Origin of the sequence: Nonomuraea sp. KM90 (assembly GCF_052246675.1) — a bacterium.
Taxonomy (GTDB): Bacteria; Actinomycetota; Actinomycetes; order Streptosporangiales; family Streptosporangiaceae; genus Nonomuraea.
The window spans coordinates 128,934-149,030 of sequence record NZ_JBQQCB010000014.1; the positions used below are offsets into that span (position 1 = coordinate 128,934).

A 20,097-nucleotide genomic window follows, 5' to 3' on the forward strand; every position below is an offset into this window, starting at 1 on the left:
CCCCGTTCGCGCCACCTCCTCCGCCCCGAAGTCACGCGGAGGAGGTGGCGCATCGCGGGTGAAGGTCAGCGGTGCAGCGTGAGCGGCAGGCTGCTCCACCCGTGCGCGATGAACGACGGCACGTGTCCCACCTCGCTCGCGTCCACGGCCAGCTGAAGGTCAGGGAACCGGGCGAACAGGGCGGGCAGGGCGGCCAGCGCCTCCTGGCGGGCGAGCGGAGCCCCGATGCAGCGGTGCACGCCGATGCCGAAGGCCAGGTGCTCGGCGCTCTGCCTGGTCGGGTCGAACCGGTCGGCGTCCTCGCCGTGCTGGTCGGGGTCGTGCCCGGCCGCCAGGTAGCTGGTGATGATCGCGTCGCCCGCCTCGATCCGGACGCCGCCGATCTCGATCGGCTCGATGGCGAAGCGCAGCGGCAGGTTGGCGATCGACGGCGCCCAGCGCAGCGTCTCCTCGATCACCGCGTCCCAGGAGATCTCCCCGGCCAGCACCCGGCGGAGGTGGTCCGGATGGGTGAGCAGGGCGTGCACGGCATTGCCGATCAGGTTGACCGTGGTCTCGTGCCCGGCCGCGATCAGTAGCAGCAGGGTGTCGCACAGCTCGGTCTCGCTGAGCGAGTCACCGCTGTCACGGACGTTGATCAGCTCGGTGGTCAGGTCGTCACCCTGGTGCTCGCGCTTGTAGGCGACCAGGGCGGGCAGCACCGTGGCGATCTTGGCGGCCGTGGCCGCCGCCTGCTCCGGGGTGGCGGTGGTGTCCATGATGGCCTCCATGACCTGGGCCATCTCCTCCCGCATGTGCGCGGGAACGCCGAACAGCTCGCAGATCACCCGCATCGGCAGCGGGTGGGCGTAGGCGGCGCGCAGGTCGACGGGCTGACCGGGCGGCTGCGCGGCCATCGCGTCCAGCAGCTCCGCGATGATCTGCTCGACGATCGGCTGCATGGCCTTGCTGCGGCGCGCGGTGAAGCTGGGGGCGATCAGCTTGCGCAGCCGGCGGTGTTCGTCGCCGTACGCGCTCAGCATGTTGGACACGCCGATCCAGGTGATGATCCAGGACCAGCCCGGCGTGGCGAACGCCCGCTCCAGCTGCCCCCAGTGCCGCTTGTCCTTGCTCACCCGTGGATCGAGGATGAGCTGCTTGAGCAGGTCGTGCCTGGTGACCGCCCAGGCCGGGATGCCTCCGGCGAGCTCTACGAGGACCAGGGGGCCGAGGTCGCGTAGTCGCCGGACCTCCCCTGGGAGGTCGGTGCCGAAGGGGTCGAGGACGACGGGGGCTGAACTGCCCAAGGGGATTCTCCTGGCTGATCAGGTCGAATGGGAGTGAAACGCACCGGCAGATGTGCCAGCGCGCGGTGGAACGGGCCCGGCCGCCACGAGAGCTCCTCGCGCGGCACGGTCAGTTCCAGGTCACACAGGTGAGAGGTCAGGCGCTCGATCGCGGTCATCGCGATGATCATGGCCGGGTCGCTGGCCGGGCAGCGGTGCGCCCCGGCGCCGAAGCCCAGGTACGCGCCGCCGTCGGAACGCAGCTCCTCGGGCACGTTGGTGGGCTCGGTGTTGGCCGCGGCGTAGGAGACGAGGACCAGTTCGGCCGGCTGGATCCAGGTGCCGTGGAAGTGCACGGGCTGACGGACGAAATAGGGCCCGTAGTTCGACATGGCGGGCTCGGCGCGCAGGGCTTCCATCAGGGCGTCGTACGTGCCGAGCGCGCCGTTGGTCAGCGAGCTGTAGTAGCGGTCGTCGCTGACCATCCGGGAGATCGTGTTGGAGATCAGGTTGGCCGTGGGCTCGTACGCGGCGGCCATCACGAGCACGAGGGTCTCGGCCAGCTCGTTGGGCTGGAGCGCGGCCGGATGGTCGATGAACCAGGACGTCAGGTCGTCGCCCCGCTGGGCGTGCTTGGACTGGACCAGCTCGCCGATGTAGCGGCTGAACGCGTCGCTGCCCCGCTTGCCCCTCTCGCCGTCGGCCTCCATCAGGTCCGCCATGGCCTTGATCAGGCCGGCGCTGTCGGAGTCGGGCCGGCCGAAGAGCGAGTTGAAGATGCGGGCCGGGATCGGCTGGGCGAACTCGGAGACCAGGTCCGCCTCGCCCTTCGCGGCGAACTGGCTGATCAACGAGTCCGACGCCTCGATCACCATCTGGCGCAGCTTGTGCGGCTGGACCAGGTCGAAGCAGTCGGAGATCACCTTACGGAACCGGGCGTGCTCGGCCCCGTCCGACATCAGCGCGTTCGGCCGGTAGCCGAGCATGGCGACGGGTCCCGCGGCCTCGGGGGTGTCGGGGACCCGCGCCTGCCAGGCACTGCCGTTCTTGATCCAGACGCCGCCGACGTTGGTGAGCACGTCGAGCGCGGCCTGGTAGCCGATCACCAGGTGGGCCTCGATGCCGGGGGCGATCTCCACGGGCGCGACCGCGCCGTGCCGCCGGCGCAGCTCCGCGTAGACGGCCTGCGGGTCCCTGGCGTACTCCGGCCCGTAGAGGCGGCCCGCGTCGGGCATGTAGCGCAGAGTCATGACAGCACCAGCTCTCTGATGTGCTCCACCAGCGCGATCAGCGAGGCACGGGCGGAGACGGGGTCACGTGCGTCGCACACCACCAGCGGCGTGCTCGGCTGGAGGTCCAGCGCCTGGCGCAGGGCGTCCGGCGGGTAGTCCGGCGAGTCGGGGAAGTGGTTGACGGCCACCGCGTAACGCAGGCCGGCACTCTCCACCAGGTCGAGGACGGCGAAGCTGTCGTCGATCCTGCGGGTGTCGGCCAGCACCAGGACCCCCAGCGCGCCACGGACCAGCTCGTTCCACAAGACCTGGAACCGGGTCTGCCCCGGCGCGCCGAACAGGTACAGCACCACCCCGGGCATGGTGAGGCGGCCGAAGTCGATCGCGGTGGTCGTGGTCGTCTTCTCGTTCACCCCGGTGAGGTCGTCCACCAGCGTACCCGCCTGGGTGAGCACCTCCTCGGTGTTGAGGGGCTTGATCTCCGAGAGAGCGTCCACCAGGGTCGTCTTGCCCACGCCGAACGGCCCGGCGATGACCAGCTTGACCGGTATGTGTTCGGTACTGATACGGCTTTCAGAGAGCGCGGAGGCCACTGAGCACCAACTCCAAGATCTCAATGTCGGGCAGGTCGGTGGCTGGCGGATCGCGGGTCAGCAGCGTTCCGCTTCCGACCAGCCCGGCGACCAGCAACCGCACCACGCAGTACGGCAGGCCCAGGTGCGCGGCGCACTCGTACACCGACAGCGGCCCGTCCCGCAGCAGAGTCAGCAGATGGGACCCCGGGGGGTCGAGCCCGTGGGTGGCGGCGTCGGGCGCGATGTAGACCAGGGTCGTGCGCTCGACGTGGATGTGCTCGGGTACGGTCAGTCGCGCGGCGGCCATGTAGTCAGGGACGACCCGCCGCCGTTGTCGTCCGGAGGTCATGCCCGGACGCCTGGCGCCCTGGCCGCGCTGGCCTCGTCGAGAGCCTTGATCAGTTTCTGCACCTGGAGCTGCACCTCGTAGGCCAGCGTGCCGATGTTGACGCCGCCGGTGGCGGCGACCACGATGGCGGCGCGGTCGCCGGCCGGGGCTACGTAGTAGTAGCCGTTGCCGGCGGAGATGACGATGTCCACCACCTCGTCGTCGGCGCCGTTGCTGAGGCCCGCGCACAGGGCTCGCGCGGCCCCGAGCACGGAGCTGGTCATGGCGGCGGCCCGCTCGCCGCTCTCGGTGGTCACGTTGGCCGAGCCGCCGAGGATCAGCCCGTCACGGCTCAGCACCACGCCGCTGGCGACACCGGGCAGCGCGAGCAGGGGTGAAAGAACCCAGGACACGTCGAGGGGCAACGGGCGACCCTTGGCCTGGACCCGGCCGGAAGCGCTGTGAGCGTCCATGGAACGGTCATTTCCCTTCGGTTGCGTCGTGCTGCTCGGTGGGGAGCGCTTCGCGGCGGCCCGCTTCGGCTCCGACCTGGAAGTCGCCCCATCGTTTCTGGGCCTCTTCCGGGGTGGTGAGCAACCTGCCGCCCGTACCGCCGGAACCGCTGCCCGTGGTGGCCGGCGGAGGGCTGGTGTCACGCGGCTGCTGGCGGCGGCGCTGTGGCAGCGGCGCCAGTTCCTCCGCCGACCGCTGCAGGGGCGCCGTGACGGGCTGAGGCCGTGCCGAAGAGGTGGCCGGCTCGGGCCGTGCGGCTGAGGTGGCCGGCTCGGGCCGTGCGGCTGAGGTGGCCGGCTCAGGCCGGGGGGCAGGGGCGACCGGCTCGGGCCGGGGGGCCGCCGTCGGCTCCCGACGGGCGGTGGGAACGGACACGGGCTCCGGCCGGGCGGCCATGGCGGCGGGAATGGGATCCCGGCGGATGGCCGTGGCGGCGGTCGGGGCGGCCGCGCGCACCGGCTCGGGCGCGAGCACCGACGGCCGGCTGTCCTCCGGCATCTCCACCAGCAGCGCGGTGGGGATGTTCAGCACGGCCTGCACCCCGCCGAAGGCGCTCTTCTTGACCGTGACCTGCATGCCGTAGTGCGCGACCTGGCGGCCGATCGCCGCCCAGCCGGTGCGGGGCGGGTTGCCCAGGTCGACCAGGCGGACCGGATGGTTGCCGCTGAGCAGGCGGCTCGCGCGGGCGTACTGGTCCTCGTTGAGGCCGACGCCGGCGTCGTCGATGACGATGGCGGCGCCGTTGTTGGTCTCGTGCACGGCGATGGTCACCTTGAGCGTGCCGTGGGAGTGGTGCACCGCGTTGGCCAGCAGCTCGGCGGTGATGAACAGGATCGACTCCGCGGCGCGGGCGGCGACCCCGATCCGGCGGCGCAGGTGGTTGGCCGGGCCCTCGATGCGCAGCTCGAAGTTCTCCACCCGCGAGACGGCGCCCACCACCAGGTCCACCAGGTAGGTGTCGTCACGCGACAGGCCGGGGGTGGCGCCGCAGGCGATGCCGGTGACCTGCATCCGGCGGATGATCAGCTCGTTGAACATGTCGAGTCCCAGCACCTCGCGCAGCAGCGCCGTGTGCTCGTCGCCGCTGTAACGCTGCTGCACGCCGGCGAGCAGGTCCTGGGCGCGCAGGGCCTGACTCTGCACGCGGGACATGGCGCCTCTGATGACGGCCTGGGCGCTCTCGTCGATGCGTTCGGCCTCCTCGCGGATGCCCCGGGTGAGGGCGTCGAGGACGGCGCGGTGCTGCCGGTCGATGTCCGTGCCGGCGAGCGCCTGGTTCTGCATGCCGGGCACGATCACGTGCGGGGCGCGCAGGTGGGACAGCAGGGCGGGGATCCGCTTGTTGATCAGATGGTCGGTCTCGGCGCGTACGAGGTCGTGCTGGGCGCGGGCGTCGCGCACCTGGTCCGCGTTCTCCTGGACCTTGCGCTCCGCCTGAAGCAGGCGCTGGCTCCAGGCACTGGACTCTCGGGTCAGGTGGTCCTGTACCTGACGGTTCTGCGCGAGTTGCCCGCGGGCCTGGGCGAGCTGGCCGCGTACGCGCAGGTAGAGGATCAGGACGCCCGCGAGGGCGAGCACGAGGACGGCGATGCCGATCACCGTCGGGACGCTGAAGGAGTCTGGCGGCATGAAAGTCCTGGGGTCGGGGGGAGTCGTCGGGATCTGTCGACCGCCGCGAAAGGCACGCGCTAGCGGTGAGTGCCGGTCCCGTCTGGTGGCCGGTCGGGGCCGCGCCGATCTGGCGCGTGCCTTTCCGCGTCGTCGGCGTCGCCGGAAGCCTGGTGCGGCTCTGCCCGGTGCGGCTTCGCCTGGTACGGCTCCGCCTGGCGTGGCTCTGCCTGATACGGCTGTGCCTGATACGGCTCTGCCTGAGGCATCGCGAGGCCGAACGACGACATGGGAATCCTCGTCTCACTAGAACGACGGCCCAATCGGGTGACCAGTATTCCGCTTAAGTCGCGTTAGTCAACTGTGTGTAGTTCCGTCACTCCGCTCACAGCACCTCAGCGGACGGGTGCGGCGCTCCGCCCCGCATGCGCCGCCCGCTCACGACCTGCGCCTCCTCGCCAGGCGGGCACGACCGGACGTCAACTGCCAACCTGACCGGATGTTGTGGCACCAGTTCGCGAGACCCGCCGCGGAAGACGCCCTCGGGGTCGTGCGCCGCCGGCGCCGCCGCGATCGCGCCGTGCGGAGTGGCGTCGTCGGGCAGCCGGAGGTGACGCTCGTCCGGCTCGTCGCCAGCGAGCACCGCCAGCATCACCAGCACCAGGCCCACCATGAAGGCGATATAGTTCGGGGAGTCCGTCCCCCGGTCCGCCGGCAGCGTCGCGCCAATGGCGCCGACCACGAGCAGCATGAGCACAGTGACCACGAGCATCAGGCAGCCGAGCTTGCCCCTGCCCTGCCGGAGCGCGGCGGAACGCAGGTCGAAGGCGGTCCCGTCGGGCGGCTGCCGGACCACCCGCACCGCGACCGTGGGCAGGCTCCACCGCTGCACCTCACCGCGACTGAGCAGCACCCCGGCGAGGATCCCGCGGCCGAGCAGTGCGGTGACGCGGTCGATGGCCGAGGCGTAGGCGCGGTGGGTGTTCGGGTTGGCCGTGCGCGGGATCGCCAGGAAGGCGTCGGCGGCCTCGGCGAGGGTGATGTAACCGCCGCGCAGGGGAGCGACCTTCGGCGCCGAGCCGATGCCGGCCTGTGGGTGCAACATTGTGTCGCCTCATGCGACCTGCGCGTACTCATGCAGGAGGCCGCCGAGCCGGTCTCGTCGGGAGACCTCGATGTCAGCGTCGACTGGATCGGGCAGCGCCCGCAGTGGGCTGGCCCGCTTCAGAGCTCGGTGCGGACGATGCAGATTGAAGTAGGTCTCGTACTCGGCGAGGACCTTACTCGAGGCAGATCTTGTGCGAGCTGCAAAGGGCCTTCGACGAGGCGCTTCTCCGCCCTGGGCCCGGCTATGTGCTGCAAGTAATGCCGGCCCTGGAACCCCACAGGCTCCCGGCCCACCGATCCGCCTCCTCGTCCTCTTCGAAGGCACGTTCCCAGGCGTAGGCACGAACGAGGTCGTCCAGGCGATAACACGGCCAGCCGGTCTCGTCCAGGCCCGCTGAGCCGATCATGTGCAAGCCCATCAGGTCGTCCACGATGAAGGCGCCGCGATCGGCGACCGCCGTGCGATCGCCGGACCGGCGCCGTCCGCCGTCGGCAGTGCCGGCGTTCGCCGTAACCTCCTGGGGCGCTGCGGCGCCGAAAGCCCAGACAGGGACGTCCCCCAGGGGGAGCATACTGACCTTGCGGAGCGCGCGCCGGGAGTCGGGTGGTAACGCACGGTACGACAGACCGATGCTGGCGCGTACGTCGAGATCTCCGCTGGCGAGCAGGTCCAGCCGCCGGTTCGAGCCCGCCAGCTCCGCCGCCACCGCTGCCAGCCGGCGTTCCGGGCGAGTCTGGATGCGGCTCGCCACGGCGCGCACGGCCAGCGGGAGCCCCGCGCTGTACCGGACAATGTCAGCGGCCTGCGCCGGCTCGCACGCCAGCCGCTCCACGCCGATGACGGATCCGAGCAGGCGCAGCGCCTCGTCGTCAGAGAACGATCCCAGCGCCAGCCGGTGAGCCCCCTCCAGGCCGGACAGCGGGCGACGGCTGGTGATCAGCACCGCGCTGCCGGCGCCGGGAAGCAACGGCCGCACCTGCGCCTCGTCCGCCGCGTCGTCGAGCACGAACAGATAGCGGCGATCAACCGTGAGAGACCTCAGCAGTGCTGAGCGCTCATCGATGTCGCGGGGAAGGGCGCCGCGCGGCACGCCCAGAGCCCGCAGCAACTGCCCCATGGCGTCCGCCGGGGTTCTCGGGGCCGAGAGCCCGGCCAGGTGCAGGTAGAGCTGTCCGTGCGGGAACGCGGCCCGAAGCCTGTGCGCGACGTGGACGGCGACTGCCGTCTTGCCGGCACCGGCCGCGCCGGACAGGACGACCATGGCACGCCCGCCGCTGGGCCCGCCCCTCTGGCACTGCTGTTCCAGCTCGGCGATGGCGTCCTCACGACCGGTCAGGTCGGGAATGCCGGCGGGCAGGGTGCAGGGCGGCGGCGACGCCGGCCTGAGGCCGGCCGCGGACCGCGGTCGCGCCACTGATGGGCGGGCCCTCTGGAGTGATGCGGGGCTCACAGCCGGTGCCGCTCCCCCGTCAAGCTCTCCACGCAGCACCGACTGATAGATGGAGCACAGCTCCGATCCCGGCTCTGTGCCCAGTTCCTCGACGAGCCGTCGCCTGGTCGTCGCGAAGACTTCCAGGGCTTCGGCGTTACGTCCGGCCGCGTGCAGCGCACGCATCAGACCCGCGGCCAGCGGCTCCGCCAGCGGGTACTCGCTGATCAGCGCATGCACCTGGGGGATGACCCTTTCGTGGTTGCCCAGATCCACTTCGAGCCGGGCCCAGGCCACCACGGCTTCCACACGGTAGAGACCGAAGTGTGCCCGGGCCCATTCGGCCCACGCGCCGTCCACACCTTCCAGCAGGCGTCCCCGCCACAGGCCAAGCGCCTCACGCAGCAGCGCCACTCTCGCCCTGTCGTCGAGGCTCTTGTCCAGCGCCAGCTCCGCCAGCCGGCGGAAGCGCAGCAGGTCGACCCGGTCAGGATCGACGTCGAGGAGATACCCGCCCGCGTGGCGCTCCAAGCTCATCCGGACGCCGTCGGCCTTCTCCGCCGCGGTCAACAAGCGGCGGATTCGCGTGATGTGGGCGTACACGGCACTGCGCGCTTCTGCCGGTATGAACTCGCCCCACACCCTGCCCACGAGGGTGGGCACCGATACCGGTCGGCCGGCATCCACGGCCAGCGCCGCCCAGACGGCACGCCGCTGCGGTGGACCGAGATCGATGACCTGGTCACGCATCCTCAGCTCTACCGACCCGAGTAACCGAAGTTCCGCCACGCCACCTCCGGACGAGTCCGTTCAGCCGATCCCCTGCCGTCGTGTTCCTGCGCCTCCGGGTGGGGCGAGCCGGGGCGGACGCGCGTTCCTCTCGGTGAGGCGTCGTTTTGATCGCGCGTCTTATGAGATACCGGTCAGGGCGCAATCGGCAGTCCTATTTCGAGGCGTCCTATTTCTAGGACCGGTCTCCGGGCATGGCCGATGTGCTCGCCGAGTGGCGGGACGAGACCGCCGTACGGGGTGCGCCGGGCACCTTCGCCGACTTGACACACGCCCTCTCCGTGAGCGCCTAGTGTTGGATCATGGCAACGTACGTCCGGTCCTTTCGCGTCCTGGGAGCGGTCACGGTGACGGTCGAGGGAGTGGAGGCTTCCCTCCCGTCACAACAGGCCATGGTGCTGGCAGTGCTGCTCCTGAACGCCAACAAAGTGGTGCCGGTCGATCACCTCGCGCACGTCCTCTGGAGCGACTCGCTTCCCGGCAGCCACCGATCCCGGATCCGCATGCTGGTCTCGAAGCTGCGGGCGGCCTGCCACGCCGGTCCCGACGAGCTGATCGTGACACGCCACTCCGGCTACCTCCTGCACCTGCGGCCCGACCAGCTCGACTCCGACCTGTTCGCCGACCTCGTCCGGCAGGCGCGTGCCGCGGCGACGGACGACCGTCGCGAGGAGGCCGTCGCCTTGTACGGCAAGGCACTGTCCCTCTGGTCCGCCCCGCCGTTCCCGGGCATCGATCACCCCTCTGCCGAAGCCGCGAAGGCCCGCCTCGAAGAACTCCACATCGCGGCCATCGAAGAGCGCGCCGAGGAACTCCTGGCGCTCGGGCGAGCGGCGGAGGTCGCCGGCGACCTGAGCGAGGTCGTGGTGAACAATCCGCTACGCGAGCGCACGCACGGCCAGCTCATGCGAGCCCTGTCCGCCACCGACCGGACCGCCGAGGCCGTGGAGCTCTACCATCAGTTACGTCTGCGCCTGCGCGAGGAGCTCGGCCTGGAACCGGCGGCGCCGTTACGCGAGCTGTACGACCGGCTGATCAAGGGAAAGCGGCAGGCGGGCCCGCGGCACCTGCCGCCGGCCACGGGCAGGTTGATCGGCAGGCATGCCGAGCTCGGCAGGATCACCGCGGCCTGCCAGGGGCCGGTCAGGACCGTGACCGTCGTGGGGCCGGCCGGCGTCGGCAAGACCAGCCTGGCCCTGCGGTGGGCGCACGAGCACGCGGCTGACTTCCCTGACGGGCAGCTCTTCCTCGACCTTCGCGGATTCCAGCGCAATCCGAAGACCACCGACCCGCTCACCCGCCTCCTGTGCGCCCTCGGCCACGCGCCGAGGGACGTGCCCGAGGACCTGGATGCTCGCCTGTCCCTCTACCGGTCCTCGCTCGCCGGACGTCGCATGCTCATCGTTCTGGACGACGCCGTCGACGCCGCGCAGGTGCGTCCGCTCCTTCCGGGTGAACCGCACTGCCTCACCCTCGTGACCAGTCGCGACCGCCTCAGCGGCCTCATCGCGCGCGACGGAGCCGAACGCATCACGCTCGACGTCCTCTCCCTGGAGGACTGCCTCGCGCTGCTCGCCAGCTCGACCGGAGAGCGCAGGACCGCGGCCGAGCCGGAGGCCGCAGCCCAGCTCGTCCGCTTGTGCGGACGCCTGCCGCTCGCACTCCGGATCGCGGGAGTCCTCCTGTCCGACCATCCGAACTGGACGATCGACGACTTCGTGACGCGGCTGGCCGACCATGGACGGCTTGCCGGGCTGCGCATCGAGGGGGACGACGGGGTGGCCGTGCGGCAAGCGCTCGAACAGTCGTACGCCGTGCTGGCGCCCCCGGCGCGCCGGATGTTCCGGCTGATCAACCTGATCCCCGGAGAGGGCATCACCGTCGGAGCCGCGGCCGCGCTCGCGGACGTGGGCAAGGACGAGGCGGAGGACCTGCTCAGCGAGCTCGCCCGCGTCCATCTCGCGACCGAGACCGGCGTCGGCCGCTTCGCCTGCCACGACCTGCTCGCCGAACTCGCGGGCGAGTTCAACGCCGCCGGCGACCCCGCCGAGCGAGAGGCGGCCGCCGACAGGCTGATGAACTACTACCTGCACAGCATCGCCGCTGTCGCGGGACTGGCGTACAACCGCCCCGTCGACCTGCTCACGGAGCCGTCCGCCGTGGCGCCGGAGGTCTTCGCTTCGCGGGAGGAGGCGGAGGCGTGGATCACGGCTGAGTGGGAGAGCGTGATGGCGGCGGCGGAACACGCTGCCCGTCACGGGCTGGCGGGTATGGCGTGGCGACTGGCCCACGCGCTGCGCATCGTTCTCTACCGGCGGCGCTGGATGCTCCCGTGGCTGCACCTGGCGCGTCTCGGGCTGGAGGCGGCCCGGCGGGACGGCAGCCTCGTGGGGCAGGCGGCGATGCACCTGTCGCTGGGGCTGGCGCACTACTGCACCGGCGACTACTTGCTGTCGGCCAAGGACCTGGAGAAGGCTGCGGCGCTGTGTCGTCGCGCCCAGTGGCTGAGCGGGGAGGCCGACGCCCTGCGCGCCCTCGGCTCCGCCCTGGCCATGCCCGGCCGCCACCGGGCGGCCGTGGGCAGGACCCGTCAGGCGTTGAAGATCTACGAGTCGATCGGCGACCGCGACCGGGCGGCCTCCAGCATCAACAATCTCGCCTATATGCTGCGTCACCTCGGCCGGCTGGGGACGGCGGAGGAATATCTGGAGCGCGCGCGAACCATGATGGCCGAGACGGAGAGCGCGGAGTTGCACATCCTGACGCTGGCCGGGCTCGGTCTGGTCAGGCAGGAGCAGGGCCGGCTCGGCGAGGCGATGAGCGTTCTCAGCCACGCGCTGCGGCTGGCCCGAGCGGCCAAGGTGCGCTACGGCCAGGTGGCCGTGCTGGACTCGGTTGCCGCCGTGTACAGCGACGCCGGGCGTGACGAGGACGCGCTGGCCGCCCGGCAGCAGATGCTCGACCTCGCCGTGAGCATCGGCGACCACGGCTATGAGATCCTCGCGCTCATCGGCCTGGCGCGGGCCGAGATCCGGTTGGAGCGGCCGGTCACCTTCCAGCTCCACGTCGCGAGCCGGGAAGCGGAGAGCATCGGACACCGCCAGGGCTGCGTGGAGGCCGCGCTGGGCTCGTCGGAGCTGGCCATGCGCGAGGGACGGCTCGAAGAGGCCCGCGCATACGCCGGATCCGCGCTGGAATGGGCGACGGCGGGATACAGCCCGGGCATCGGCAAGGCGGAGGTCGCTCTGGCCGTGGCCGATCTCGGCCTGGCGGAGCTCGAGCGGTGCACGAAACATTGCGAACGGGCCCTGCGCGCCTTCGGCAGGACCGGTCAACGCCTGGGCTACGCCCGCGCACTGGACGTTCTGGGACAGGCACGCGAGCGGAGCGGCGACGAGCGCGGGGCGCGGTCGGCCCGGCGGCGGGCACAGGTCGTCATGAACGGCATCAGCCTCCTGTAAGGACCCTGAAGGCACCGGCGAGCGCCGTCCATGCCGGAGGCGTTCGCGGCACCGGCTCACCTGCCGAGACGTCGTGACCCTCCTGGAGCATGCGCCCGGGATGCGCTGCGTATGCGCCCGGGCAGAAAAATGATCGGCCGTGTAGGTGCAGTCGCTCGGCTCGGTCTGCTCACCGGCCGGAACCGGTCCGGCTCGCCTGCGTCGCCCTGGAACGACAAGAGCTGACGCGACTGAACAGGGGGCCACCCGCATGTATCCGCCCAGCGGCCGAGTTCCTGCCACGGTGCTCGCCAATATCGTGATCGACGAGTCCATCGCCATGCGCGGGGCCATAGCCTCGGCGGCTGAAACGCCCGGCATCGTCCTGCGCACCTTCACCAGCTTCGACAGCGCGTTCACGAGCCTGACCGGCGACGGGAGCAGATTTCCCGGGGTCGTCGTGCTGAATCCGCTCGGTCTCACCCGTCATACAGAGCGGGTGAGAGCGCTGTGCGACCGCCTCCATGTACTGGCGTTCTGCCCGCCGGTCAACGCGTCGGATCTCTTCCGCCTGATCAAGCTGGGTGTGGCCGGGCTGGTCGACTGGTCCTCACCGCCGCGGATGCTCATCGAGGCGCTGGAGGTGCTCTCGTGGGGCGGTTCCTACATGTCACAAACGCCGGTCGTGAAGCCGTCACACTCGCCTCACGGCAGTTCCCGAGTTCCCCACGACGCCCAGTCGCTGACCTCCCGGGAGCTCGACGTCCTCGGCCTCCTGGCGCAGGGGATGACGCACAAGGAGATCGCGCGGTCGCTCAGCCTGTCGAAGACCACCGTGGACACGTACGTGCAGCGCATCCGCCGCAAGCTCAAGGTCGGGAATAAGGCGCAGCTCACGCTGGCCGCGTACACCATGGGGCTGCTCAAGCCCGGTCAAGACCCTGACGTCACATCGCACGAGACGCCCCGGCAGGAGCCGCGTCCGGGCTGCCCAGCGCCGATCTGATGATGTCGAGCACCGCCTGCCGTTGCGTGTCCAGGTAGAAGTGCTCGCCGGGCAGCAGGTGAGTCTGCACCCTCGCACGTGACAGCTCGGCCCAGGCGGCGAGCCGTCGAGGATCCACCAGTGGATCCTCGCGACCCGCCAGGGCCGTTATCGGCACAGGCAGCGGCGGCCGCGAGCGATACCGGTAGGCTGCCGCCGCCACGAAGTCGGCTCGAATCGTGGGCAGGAACAGGGACAGCACCTCGACGTGCCGGCGCTCTTGCGAAGAGATCCCGCCCAGCCGCAGGACGTACTCCAGCAGCTCGGGATCGGGCAGTTCGTGCACCTCGGCGTGGGCCGGCGCCCGGTGATGTGCCGCTTCCAGCCCGGAGACGAACAGCTCCGCCGGAGGACGTCCCCGCCGTACCAGCTCATGCGCGACCTCGAACGACAGCAGTGCCCCCAGGCTGTGGCCGAAGAGCGCGAACGGCCGATCGGCGCGCTCCAGCAACGGTCCGGTCACCTGCTCCACGAACAGCTCGACGGTCGGCAGCGGACGCTCGCCGATCCGGTTCTCCCGGCCGGGCAGTTGTACGGCGATCACTTCGAAGGCCGGGCCCAGCGCTGCCTGCCAGTTCCGGTACGCCGACGCGCCCATGCCCGCGGCCGGGAGGCAGAACAACTGCACGCGGGCATCCGTCAGGTCATCGTGCGACTGGAACCAGCGCGCATCCGCAACGCCTTCACTCATGGTCAAGCTCCTACGTCTCTCAGAGTGCACGCAGCCCGAGATCATGCCCGGTGAACGATCACCGGGTTCTGCTACGGCACCGCCAGCAGGGGGCCGTAGAGGCGCCGATACCAGGCGGACGCGTCCACCGGCGGCTTGATCGGTGCAGAGTCATCGAGCCCTTCCGGTCCAGGCACCCGGCGTGCGGCCACTGCCTCCATCAGCGTCACCTGCTGGGTGGCGATCGCTTGGAAGGCGTTCACGCGAGCCTGCCGGCGCCGTTCGAAGGCGGCCAGGGCCTCCGGACGGCAGCCATGTGCGCCGATCTCCTCACCGAGCACGGCCGCGTCCTCGACGGCCAGACCGCCGCCTTGAGTCGTCGCAGGGGACACCGCGTGCGCCGCATCCCCGATGAGAACCACGCGACCGGCCACGAATCGGCTGGTGGTCAGCGCGAAGGCGGACCGGGTCACCAACTGCTCGTCCAGGCGCATGGAATCCACGAATCGGCGCACCTCGCCTGGCATGTCGCCGCACCCGTTGCGCAGGACTTCGAGCGGATCGGGGAGTTCGGAGCGCAGGGGCTCGGAGGCCGCGATCTGGAAGAAGACGGCCATCCGTCCCTGACCGATCGGCATGAGGCCGAACGTGTGCGGGCCATGCCGCCACGTGCGCCATTCCGCGGAGGAGGACGGTGTCACGGGTAGCACCGTCGTTCGGATGAACGTGTGCCCGGTGAACCTCGGCTGGGCATCCGGATCGACCATGTGCCGTGTCCACGAGTTGATCCCATCGGCTCCGACGACCACCTGATAGGTCTCGCTGTCCCCGGTATTGAAGGTGACACGCACTCCCTCCGGCTCCTGTATCAGCTTCAGGGGTGCCGTCGACCAGAGGATCGTGTCGGGGTCGAGCTGGGAGAGCAAGAGCTTTCCCAGCGTCCGGCGGTGGACGGCCAGGGGAAGCTCCGGCCAGACGCTCTTCCATTCCACTACGGTCTCGCTGCCGTCACGATCCATCGCGACGTTCCGCTCAATACGGCTTCCCTGGTGATCCAGAGCCCCGCGCAGGTGGTCCAGGCAGGCGAGCGCGTTGGGATGCAGCACGATGCCGGCGGTAGGAACGCGAAGCGCCTCCGCCTGCTCGACGACTTGCACGGACACGCCGCGTCGCTGCAACTCCCCCGCCACGGAGAGCCCGGCGATGCCGGCGCCGACTACGAGTACCTCAGGCGGCTTCATCTACACCCCTTTCATGGCCTGCGCCGACAGCGGAGAGCTCCCTTCCGGCCGGTCGAAGAGGACCAGCCGGCGTGCTTGCTCCTGCTCGAGCAGATCCAGATACCGTTCCCTGGCCATGACCCGGGCGCCGAGCCGATCGAACAACGGGGAGGTCTGCTGCAAGTCGACCCACCGAGCTCCGCCGGCGGCCAGGTGGTCGACCAGATGCAGGAAGGCGAGCTTGGATGCGTCCGGCCTCCGGTAGAACATGCTCTCTGCCGCGAACACGCCACCGCAGTCCACGCCGAGCACGCCCCCGACCAGCTCACCGCCGTCCCAGGCCTCCACGCTGTGCGCCCTGCCCGCGGCGTGGAGACGCCGGTACCCCTCGGCCAGGTCATCCGTGATCCAGGTCGGCCGGCCGCCCGGCCGGCTCGCACGGGCGCACCCGTCCACGACCCCGGCGAAATCGCGGTCCATCGTCAGGGCATAGGGTCGCCGGCTCGCCAAGGTGCGCAGGGACCGTGGCAGATGCAGCCGATCGAACTCCAGGACCGCCCGGTCCTTGGGGCACAGCCAGACCAGAGTCGGCGGATCGCCCATCATGAACGGAAAAATCCCCTTCTGATACGCGACCACAAGGTTGTCCACGATCAGTTCACCACCGACCGCAACGGCGGAGAGGGCGGAGTTGCGGGGGTCGGCGAATTCGATCCGGCTCCGGCTATCTGCTGAGACCTGCATCGTTGTGCTCTCCCTGCGGGTCATCCATCCGCAAGCGCAGGCTCAAGGGCCGCATGTCCGTCCACAGCTCGGTGATGTAGTCCAGACAGTCGCCTTTCGGTCCGGTCTTGCCCACCGGCCGCCAGCCGCCGGGCAACTCCTGCTGGGCGGGCCAGATCGAGTACTGCTCCTCGTGGTTGACGACCACCTGATAGATCTGGCTCTGCGCGTGCGCGTCCGTCATGGCGCGTTTACCTCCAGTCGGTCCATTGAGTGATCGAGGAAAGCGGTGAGGCGCTCGGCCACCTGTTCGGCCAGGTCCGCGCGCAACATCGTGTGGTGGTCGCTCGGTACGGACCCCACCTCGACGAGATCCCCGTACAGTGCCGCCCAGCCCAGGGTGTCGTCCAGCTCGGGCCACAGCGGATCCTTCTCGGCCTTGATCAGCAGCACGGGGAACCGTGCCACGGCGGCCGGCTGACCGCGCCGGATGTACTCATCCGCGGCGCGCAGATTGTGCCCGTAGACGGCGAGAAGCCGCGCCAGGCGTTCGCTGCCCGCGTCCACCGGAAGGACACCGGCCTGCCGGGCCCGCTCGAGAAGGTGCGCGAAGCGGCCCTCGCTGTCCATGGCCGGGAGCTTCGCCCCGTCCAGGACGAGCTGGTAGTGCCACGCGAACCGGGCCAGCAGCTCGAGCTCCTCGTCCGCGTCCTCGCCGGCGTCCGTCTGGACCTCGACCGTCTCGTCCGACAGCGACTCGGACGGCGCGGCGCTGTCCAGGACGACGAGTGCCGCCACCGTCTCTCCCTGGCGTACGAGTTGCTGAGCCACCTCATGGGCGATGATGCCGCCCAGACACCAGCCGCCGATCAGATAGGGCCCGACCGGCTGCTGCGCTCGGATCTCCTGCGCGTAGGTCCGTGCCATCTCCTCGAGGCCGGCGGGCATCGAGCCGTTCGGCCGCAGCCCTGCGGCCTCGATCCCGGCCAGCCGACGTCCGGGCTCCATGGCTCGGGCCAGTTCGGTGTACGCCAGCACGCCACCACCGCCCGCGTGCACGCAGAAGAAGGGAGCCGGCGAATCGGCCTGATGGCCCGGCGGCGCATCGCCGACCGACCGCTCCTGGATCCGGCAGGCCAGTGCCTCCACGGTGCTGGCCTCGAGCAGAGCCGAGAGCGGGAGGTTGGCGCCCGTGCCCTTCTCGATCTCCGACATCAGCCGGATCGCCAGCAACGAGTTGCCGCCGCTGCGGAAGAAGTCGTCGGTCACGCCGATGGCGGGTTGGCCGAGGACGTCGCGCCAGATGCGCAGCAGGCTCCGTTCCGTGGCGTCCGCCGGTTCACGACCGGCGCCAGAGCCCGTCACCGGTGCCGGCAGCGCGGCTCGGTCGACCTTTCCGTTCGCCGTGAGTGGGAGCCGGCCGAGCACGACGACATCGGACGGCTGCATGTAGACAGGCAGTCGTGCGGCCAGGTGGGTGCGCAGGTCGTCCACATCCAGCGGCCCGTCGCCCGACGTGACGTAGAGGACCGTGCCGGTGTGACCCTCACGCGGATCCAGCACGGCCACACACTGACGGGCGCCGACGTACTGCGCGGCGACCGCCTCGATCTCGCCGAGTTCCACCCGATACCCGGAGACCTTGACCTGCCCGTCCTCGCGCCCGACGAAATGGAGCTCGCCGGAGGGCAGCCTTCGGGCCAGGTCTCCCGTGCGATACAGCCTCCCGCCCGCCGCCGTGCCGTACGGATCGGGCAGGAACCGTTCCGCGGTCAGGCCGGGACGGTTGTGGTAGCCGTGCGCCACGCCTGTTCCGCCGATGAGGACCTCGCCGGTGACCCACGCCGGCACCTCGTGCATCGCGGGGTCCACCACGTAGACGGCGGCGCCGCCGAGGGGTCCGCCGATCGGCGCCGTGGCGAGCCGCTCATCCAGCGGGCCCGGCGCGACCCGGTGATAGGTGGCGCCGACCGTGGTCTCGGTCGGCCCGTAGTGGTTGATCACCTCGCACGGGGGGTCCAGGGCTCGGATGCCGTCGAGCAACTCGCGGTCGAGCGCCTCGCCGCCGGTGATCAGGTAGCGGCGAGGCATGAGGGTCGCCGGCGACCAGGACGCGTGCATGAGCGCCCTCAGATGAGACGGAACGATCTTCAGGACGTCGACGGCGTTGTCGCGGATGAGACGCCCGAGCCGGTCGGCATCGGTCATCTCGTCCCGGGTGGCGATGATGAGCCGGCCGCCGGTGCACAGCGGGGGGAAGAGCACCGAGTTGCCGAGGTCCGCGGCGAAGGTCGAAACGTGACCGTAGGTCAACGGCTCCTCGAGTTCGAGGGTGTCCACCAGACCTGTCACATAGTCGGTCAGACTCGGCTGCCCGACCAGCACGCCCTTGGGGGAACCGGTGGTACCCGAGGTGTACATCACGTACGCGGTATCGGCCGGGACCACCGTCCGTGCCTCGATCGCGTCGCCGAGCTGTTTGCAGCCACCGGACCGCAGCACGATCGCGGGCAGATCCGCTGGGATGCGGGACGACCACTCGACGTCGGTGAGCACTGCGCAGGCGGCGCTGTCGTCGAGGAGGAAGCTGATCCGTTCGCTGGGAAGTGCGGTGTCGATGACGGTGTACGCGGCGCCAGCCCGGAGGCAGGCCACAATCGCCGCCACCAACGCGGGTCCCCGTTCGAGCAGCACCGCGACAACCGTGCCGGGCGCCGCGCCGAGCCGCCTCAGCGTTTCCGCCGCGCTGCCCGACCACCGGTCCAGGTCGCCGAATGTGAGCCGCTCGGCGGCGTGCTCGACCGCGGTCGAGGCCGGCCGGCGGCGGGCGGCCTCGGCGAAACGGTCCCCGATGCTCGCCCGCCTGGCCACCGAGGCGGTCGGGCGGCATCCGCCCGCCTGCGACACGGCCATCAGGCGCAGCTCGCCGATCGGCCGCCCAGGGTCGGCCACCATCTCGCTCAACAGCACGTTCAACGCCGCCACCAGGCCGGACGCGTCCTCCGGACGCACCCGGCCGGCGTCGTACTCGACGAACGCCTCCACCGTGTCCTCGGTACGCAGGCAACGCAGCCGGATCTCGAACAGATCCGTGGCATCGTCGATGTGTCGGATCGCGAAGGTGCATCCGTGTCCGGCGGCCAGCGCGGGCATCACGTGGTAGTCGAAGCCGACGTCGAGTTCGGCTGTGGAGTCCGGCCGGAACCCGGCCCACATCTCGCGGGTGAAGTAGTCCTGGTACTCGGCTCCTTCCGCATCGGCGTTGGCGACCCTGCGGATCACGTCGTCGGCCGTCGCGTCAGCCGACAGCGTCACAGCCATGGGCACATAACGCGTGAAAGCCCCTATCGCATCTTCCAGAGAAGCGTGCCGCCGACCGGGGTGTGCCACGGCGAGGAGCGACTCCTCCTGCCGGCCGTATCGGTACAGGAGGATGGACCACGCGGCCAGCAGCAGCGATCGCGCATCATGTTCCGGGGAGTTCGTGATGGTCGCGACGCGAAGCCGCTCCGGCTCGAAGGTACGTCGGCCGCCGTGGTCGCCCCGCTCACGGAACGGCAGCCGTATCGGGAGCCCCGGGCCCGCGGCCAGCCGCCGCCAGTAGTCCCGGCCGGCTGCGGTGTCGTCGGCGTGCAGGAGCTCGTTCAGCCACTCGGCCAGGTCAGCGTACTGTGGTGCGTCGCTGTTGGCCGAGGTGTCGCCGTCACGATATCGGCGTGCGATCTCGGCCGCGACCCGCGTGATGCCCGAGAAGTCGAGGCTCGGCCCGGGCCCGTGCAGCCGCAGCAGGTGCACCTCCTCGCCCTCCGCGATCAGGCTCGCCTGCAGGGGCTGTTCGATGGCCGCCATGTCGAGCGGTCCGGGTGAGCCGGGGCCGCTGTCCAGCGCGAACGGCTTCGATGCTCCGATGACCTGGACCGGGGCGTCGAGACCAGCGACCCGCCTGTACGTCGTACGCAGGATCTCATGACCCGCCGTGAGCGCCCCGATCACGTCCTGTAGCCGCGTCGCGTCGACTGCACCGCGGATCTCGAGGTCGCACAGCCAGCGCCAAGGTGTACCGTCCACGGTGTGCCGCGCCAGCCACGCACGCCGCTGCTGCGGCGACAGGGCGAATCCGGTGTCGGTGCTCATCCCTACTCCCTACGACGA

15 protein-coding genes are annotated in these 20,097 nt (G+C 70.4%); 2 read left to right on the forward strand and 13 right to left on the reverse strand.

Going from position 1 to position 20,097, the window contains the following annotated elements:
- Nucleotides 1-65: 65 nt before the first annotated feature.
- The 8 genes from ACTWPW_RS18130 to ACTWPW_RS18165 form a co-directional block, all read right to left on the reverse strand.
- Nucleotides 66-1,286 (reverse strand): cytochrome P450 family protein, encoded by a 1,221-nt coding sequence (locus ACTWPW_RS18130; RefSeq protein WP_375111090.1) that lies wholly within the window; start codon nucleotides 1,284-1,286, stop codon nucleotides 66-68.
- Nucleotides 1,190-2,515, reverse strand: a complete 1,326-nt coding sequence (locus ACTWPW_RS18135) for a cytochrome P450 (protein ID WP_375111091.1) — start codon at nucleotides 2,513-2,515, stop codon at nucleotides 1,190-1,192. Before ACTWPW_RS18135 ends, ACTWPW_RS18130 begins: the two co-directional genes overlap by 97 nt.
- Complete coding sequence (locus ACTWPW_RS18140) at nucleotides 2,512-3,090, reverse strand: GTP-binding protein (protein WP_345575686.1); 579 nt, start codon at nucleotides 3,088-3,090, stop codon at nucleotides 2,512-2,514. The genes ACTWPW_RS18135 and ACTWPW_RS18140 overlap by 4 nt, the downstream gene beginning before the upstream one ends.
- Entirely contained in the window at nucleotides 3,071-3,421 is a 351-nt protein-coding gene (locus tag ACTWPW_RS18145) for a DUF742 domain-containing protein (protein ID WP_357892710.1), read from the reverse strand. Before ACTWPW_RS18145 ends, ACTWPW_RS18140 begins: the two co-directional genes overlap by 20 nt.
- Nucleotides 3,418-3,873, reverse strand: coding sequence for a roadblock/LC7 domain-containing protein (locus ACTWPW_RS18150; RefSeq protein ID WP_357892712.1), 456 nt, complete (start codon nucleotides 3,871-3,873; stop codon nucleotides 3,418-3,420). Before ACTWPW_RS18150 ends, ACTWPW_RS18145 begins: the two co-directional genes overlap by 4 nt.
- Before the next feature lie 7 nt (nucleotides 3,874-3,880).
- On the reverse strand, nucleotides 3,881-5,542 hold the full coding sequence (locus ACTWPW_RS18155) for a hypothetical protein (protein WP_375111092.1): 1,662 nt from the start codon (nucleotides 5,540-5,542) through the stop codon (nucleotides 3,881-3,883).
- A gap of 364 nt (nucleotides 5,543-5,906) precedes the next feature.
- The gene (locus ACTWPW_RS18160; protein ID WP_443169346.1) at nucleotides 5,907-6,626 is read right to left on the reverse strand and encodes a hypothetical protein; all 720 of its coding nucleotides are present in this window, start codon (nucleotides 6,624-6,626) and stop codon (nucleotides 5,907-5,909) included.
- A gap of 244 nt (nucleotides 6,627-6,870) precedes the next feature.
- Nucleotides 6,871-8,808, reverse strand: coding sequence for a BTAD domain-containing putative transcriptional regulator (locus tag ACTWPW_RS18165; RefSeq protein WP_443169347.1), 1,938 nt, complete (start codon nucleotides 8,806-8,808; stop codon nucleotides 6,871-6,873).
- A gap of 341 nt (nucleotides 8,809-9,149) precedes the next feature.
- Between ACTWPW_RS18165 and ACTWPW_RS18170 the strand changes: the two genes are divergently transcribed.
- Both ACTWPW_RS18170 and ACTWPW_RS18175 read left to right on the forward strand, forming a co-directional pair.
- Complete coding sequence (locus ACTWPW_RS18170) at nucleotides 9,150-12,308, forward strand: AfsR/SARP family transcriptional regulator (protein ID WP_375111095.1); 3,159 nt, start codon at nucleotides 9,150-9,152, stop codon at nucleotides 12,306-12,308.
- 145 nt (nucleotides 12,309-12,453) lie between these two features.
- Complete coding sequence (locus tag ACTWPW_RS18175) at nucleotides 12,454-13,293, forward strand: response regulator transcription factor (protein ID WP_443169348.1); 840 nt, start codon at nucleotides 12,454-12,456, stop codon at nucleotides 13,291-13,293.
- Here the strand turns inward: ACTWPW_RS18175 and ACTWPW_RS18180 are convergent.
- The 5 genes from ACTWPW_RS18180 to ACTWPW_RS18200 all read right to left on the reverse strand — a co-directional run bounded on the left by ACTWPW_RS18180 (nucleotide 13,235) and on the right by ACTWPW_RS18200 (nucleotide 20,079).
- Nucleotides 13,235-14,023, reverse strand: a complete 789-nt coding sequence (locus tag ACTWPW_RS18180; protein WP_443169349.1) for a thioesterase II family protein — start codon at nucleotides 14,021-14,023, stop codon at nucleotides 13,235-13,237. The two genes, ACTWPW_RS18175 and ACTWPW_RS18180, sit on opposite strands and share 59 nt — an antisense overlap.
- 71 nt (nucleotides 14,024-14,094) lie before the next feature.
- Nucleotides 14,095-15,243, reverse strand: coding sequence for an FAD-dependent oxidoreductase (locus ACTWPW_RS18185; RefSeq protein ID WP_443169350.1), 1,149 nt, complete (start codon nucleotides 15,241-15,243; stop codon nucleotides 14,095-14,097).
- Nucleotides 15,244-15,966, reverse strand: coding sequence for a leucyl/phenylalanyl-tRNA--protein transferase (gene aat, locus ACTWPW_RS18190; protein ID WP_443169351.1), 723 nt, complete (start codon nucleotides 15,964-15,966; stop codon nucleotides 15,244-15,246).
- Entirely contained in the window at nucleotides 15,947-16,189 is a 243-nt protein-coding gene (locus ACTWPW_RS18195) for an MbtH family protein (protein WP_375111100.1), read from the reverse strand. The genes aat and ACTWPW_RS18195 overlap by 20 nt, the downstream gene beginning before the upstream one ends.
- The gene (locus tag ACTWPW_RS18200) at nucleotides 16,186-20,079 is read right to left on the reverse strand and encodes a non-ribosomal peptide synthetase (RefSeq protein ID WP_443169352.1); all 3,894 of its coding nucleotides are present in this window, start codon (nucleotides 20,077-20,079) and stop codon (nucleotides 16,186-16,188) included. The genes ACTWPW_RS18195 and ACTWPW_RS18200 overlap by 4 nt, the downstream gene beginning before the upstream one ends.
- Nucleotides 20,080-20,097: the final 18 nt, after the last annotated feature.

Bases quoted from the DNA above. Each gene is read 5' to 3' on its own strand.
- ACTWPW_RS18185 (WP_443169350.1), bottom strand. From the start codon at position 15,243: ATGAAGCCGCCTGAGGTACTCGTAGTCGGCGCCGGCATCGCCGGGCTC.
- ACTWPW_RS18165 (WP_443169347.1), bottom strand. From the start codon at position 8,808: ATGCGTGACCAGGTCATCGATCTCGGTCCACCGCAGCGGCGTGCCGTC.
- ACTWPW_RS18195 (WP_375111100.1), bottom strand. From the start codon at position 16,189: ATGACGGACGCGCACGCGCAGAGCCAGATCTATCAGGTGGTCGTCAAC.
- ACTWPW_RS18145 (WP_357892710.1), bottom strand. From the start codon at position 3,421: ATGACCTCCGGACGACAACGGCGGCGGGTCGTCCCTGACTACATGGCC.
- ACTWPW_RS18135 (WP_375111091.1), bottom strand. From the start codon at position 2,515: ATGACTCTGCGCTACATGCCCGACGCGGGCCGCCTCTACGGGCCGGAG.
- aat (WP_443169351.1), bottom strand. From the start codon at position 15,966: ATGCAGGTCTCAGCAGATAGCCGGAGCCGGATCGAATTCGCCGACCCC.
- ACTWPW_RS18160 (WP_443169346.1), bottom strand. From the start codon at position 6,626: ATGTTGCACCCACAGGCCGGCATCGGCTCGGCGCCGAAGGTCGCTCCC.
- ACTWPW_RS18170 (WP_375111095.1), top strand. From the start codon at position 9,150: ATGGCAACGTACGTCCGGTCCTTTCGCGTCCTGGGAGCGGTCACGGTG.
- ACTWPW_RS18180 (WP_443169349.1), bottom strand. From the start codon at position 14,023: ATGAGTGAAGGCGTTGCGGATGCGCGCTGGTTCCAGTCGCACGATGAC.
- ACTWPW_RS18200 (WP_443169352.1), bottom strand. From the start codon at position 20,079: ATGAGCACCGACACCGGATTCGCCCTGTCGCCGCAGCAGCGGCGTGCG.
- ACTWPW_RS18155 (WP_375111092.1), bottom strand. From the start codon at position 5,542: ATGCCGCCAGACTCCTTCAGCGTCCCGACGGTGATCGGCATCGCCGTC.
- ACTWPW_RS18150 (WP_357892712.1), bottom strand. From the start codon at position 3,873: ATGGACGCTCACAGCGCTTCCGGCCGGGTCCAGGCCAAGGGTCGCCCG.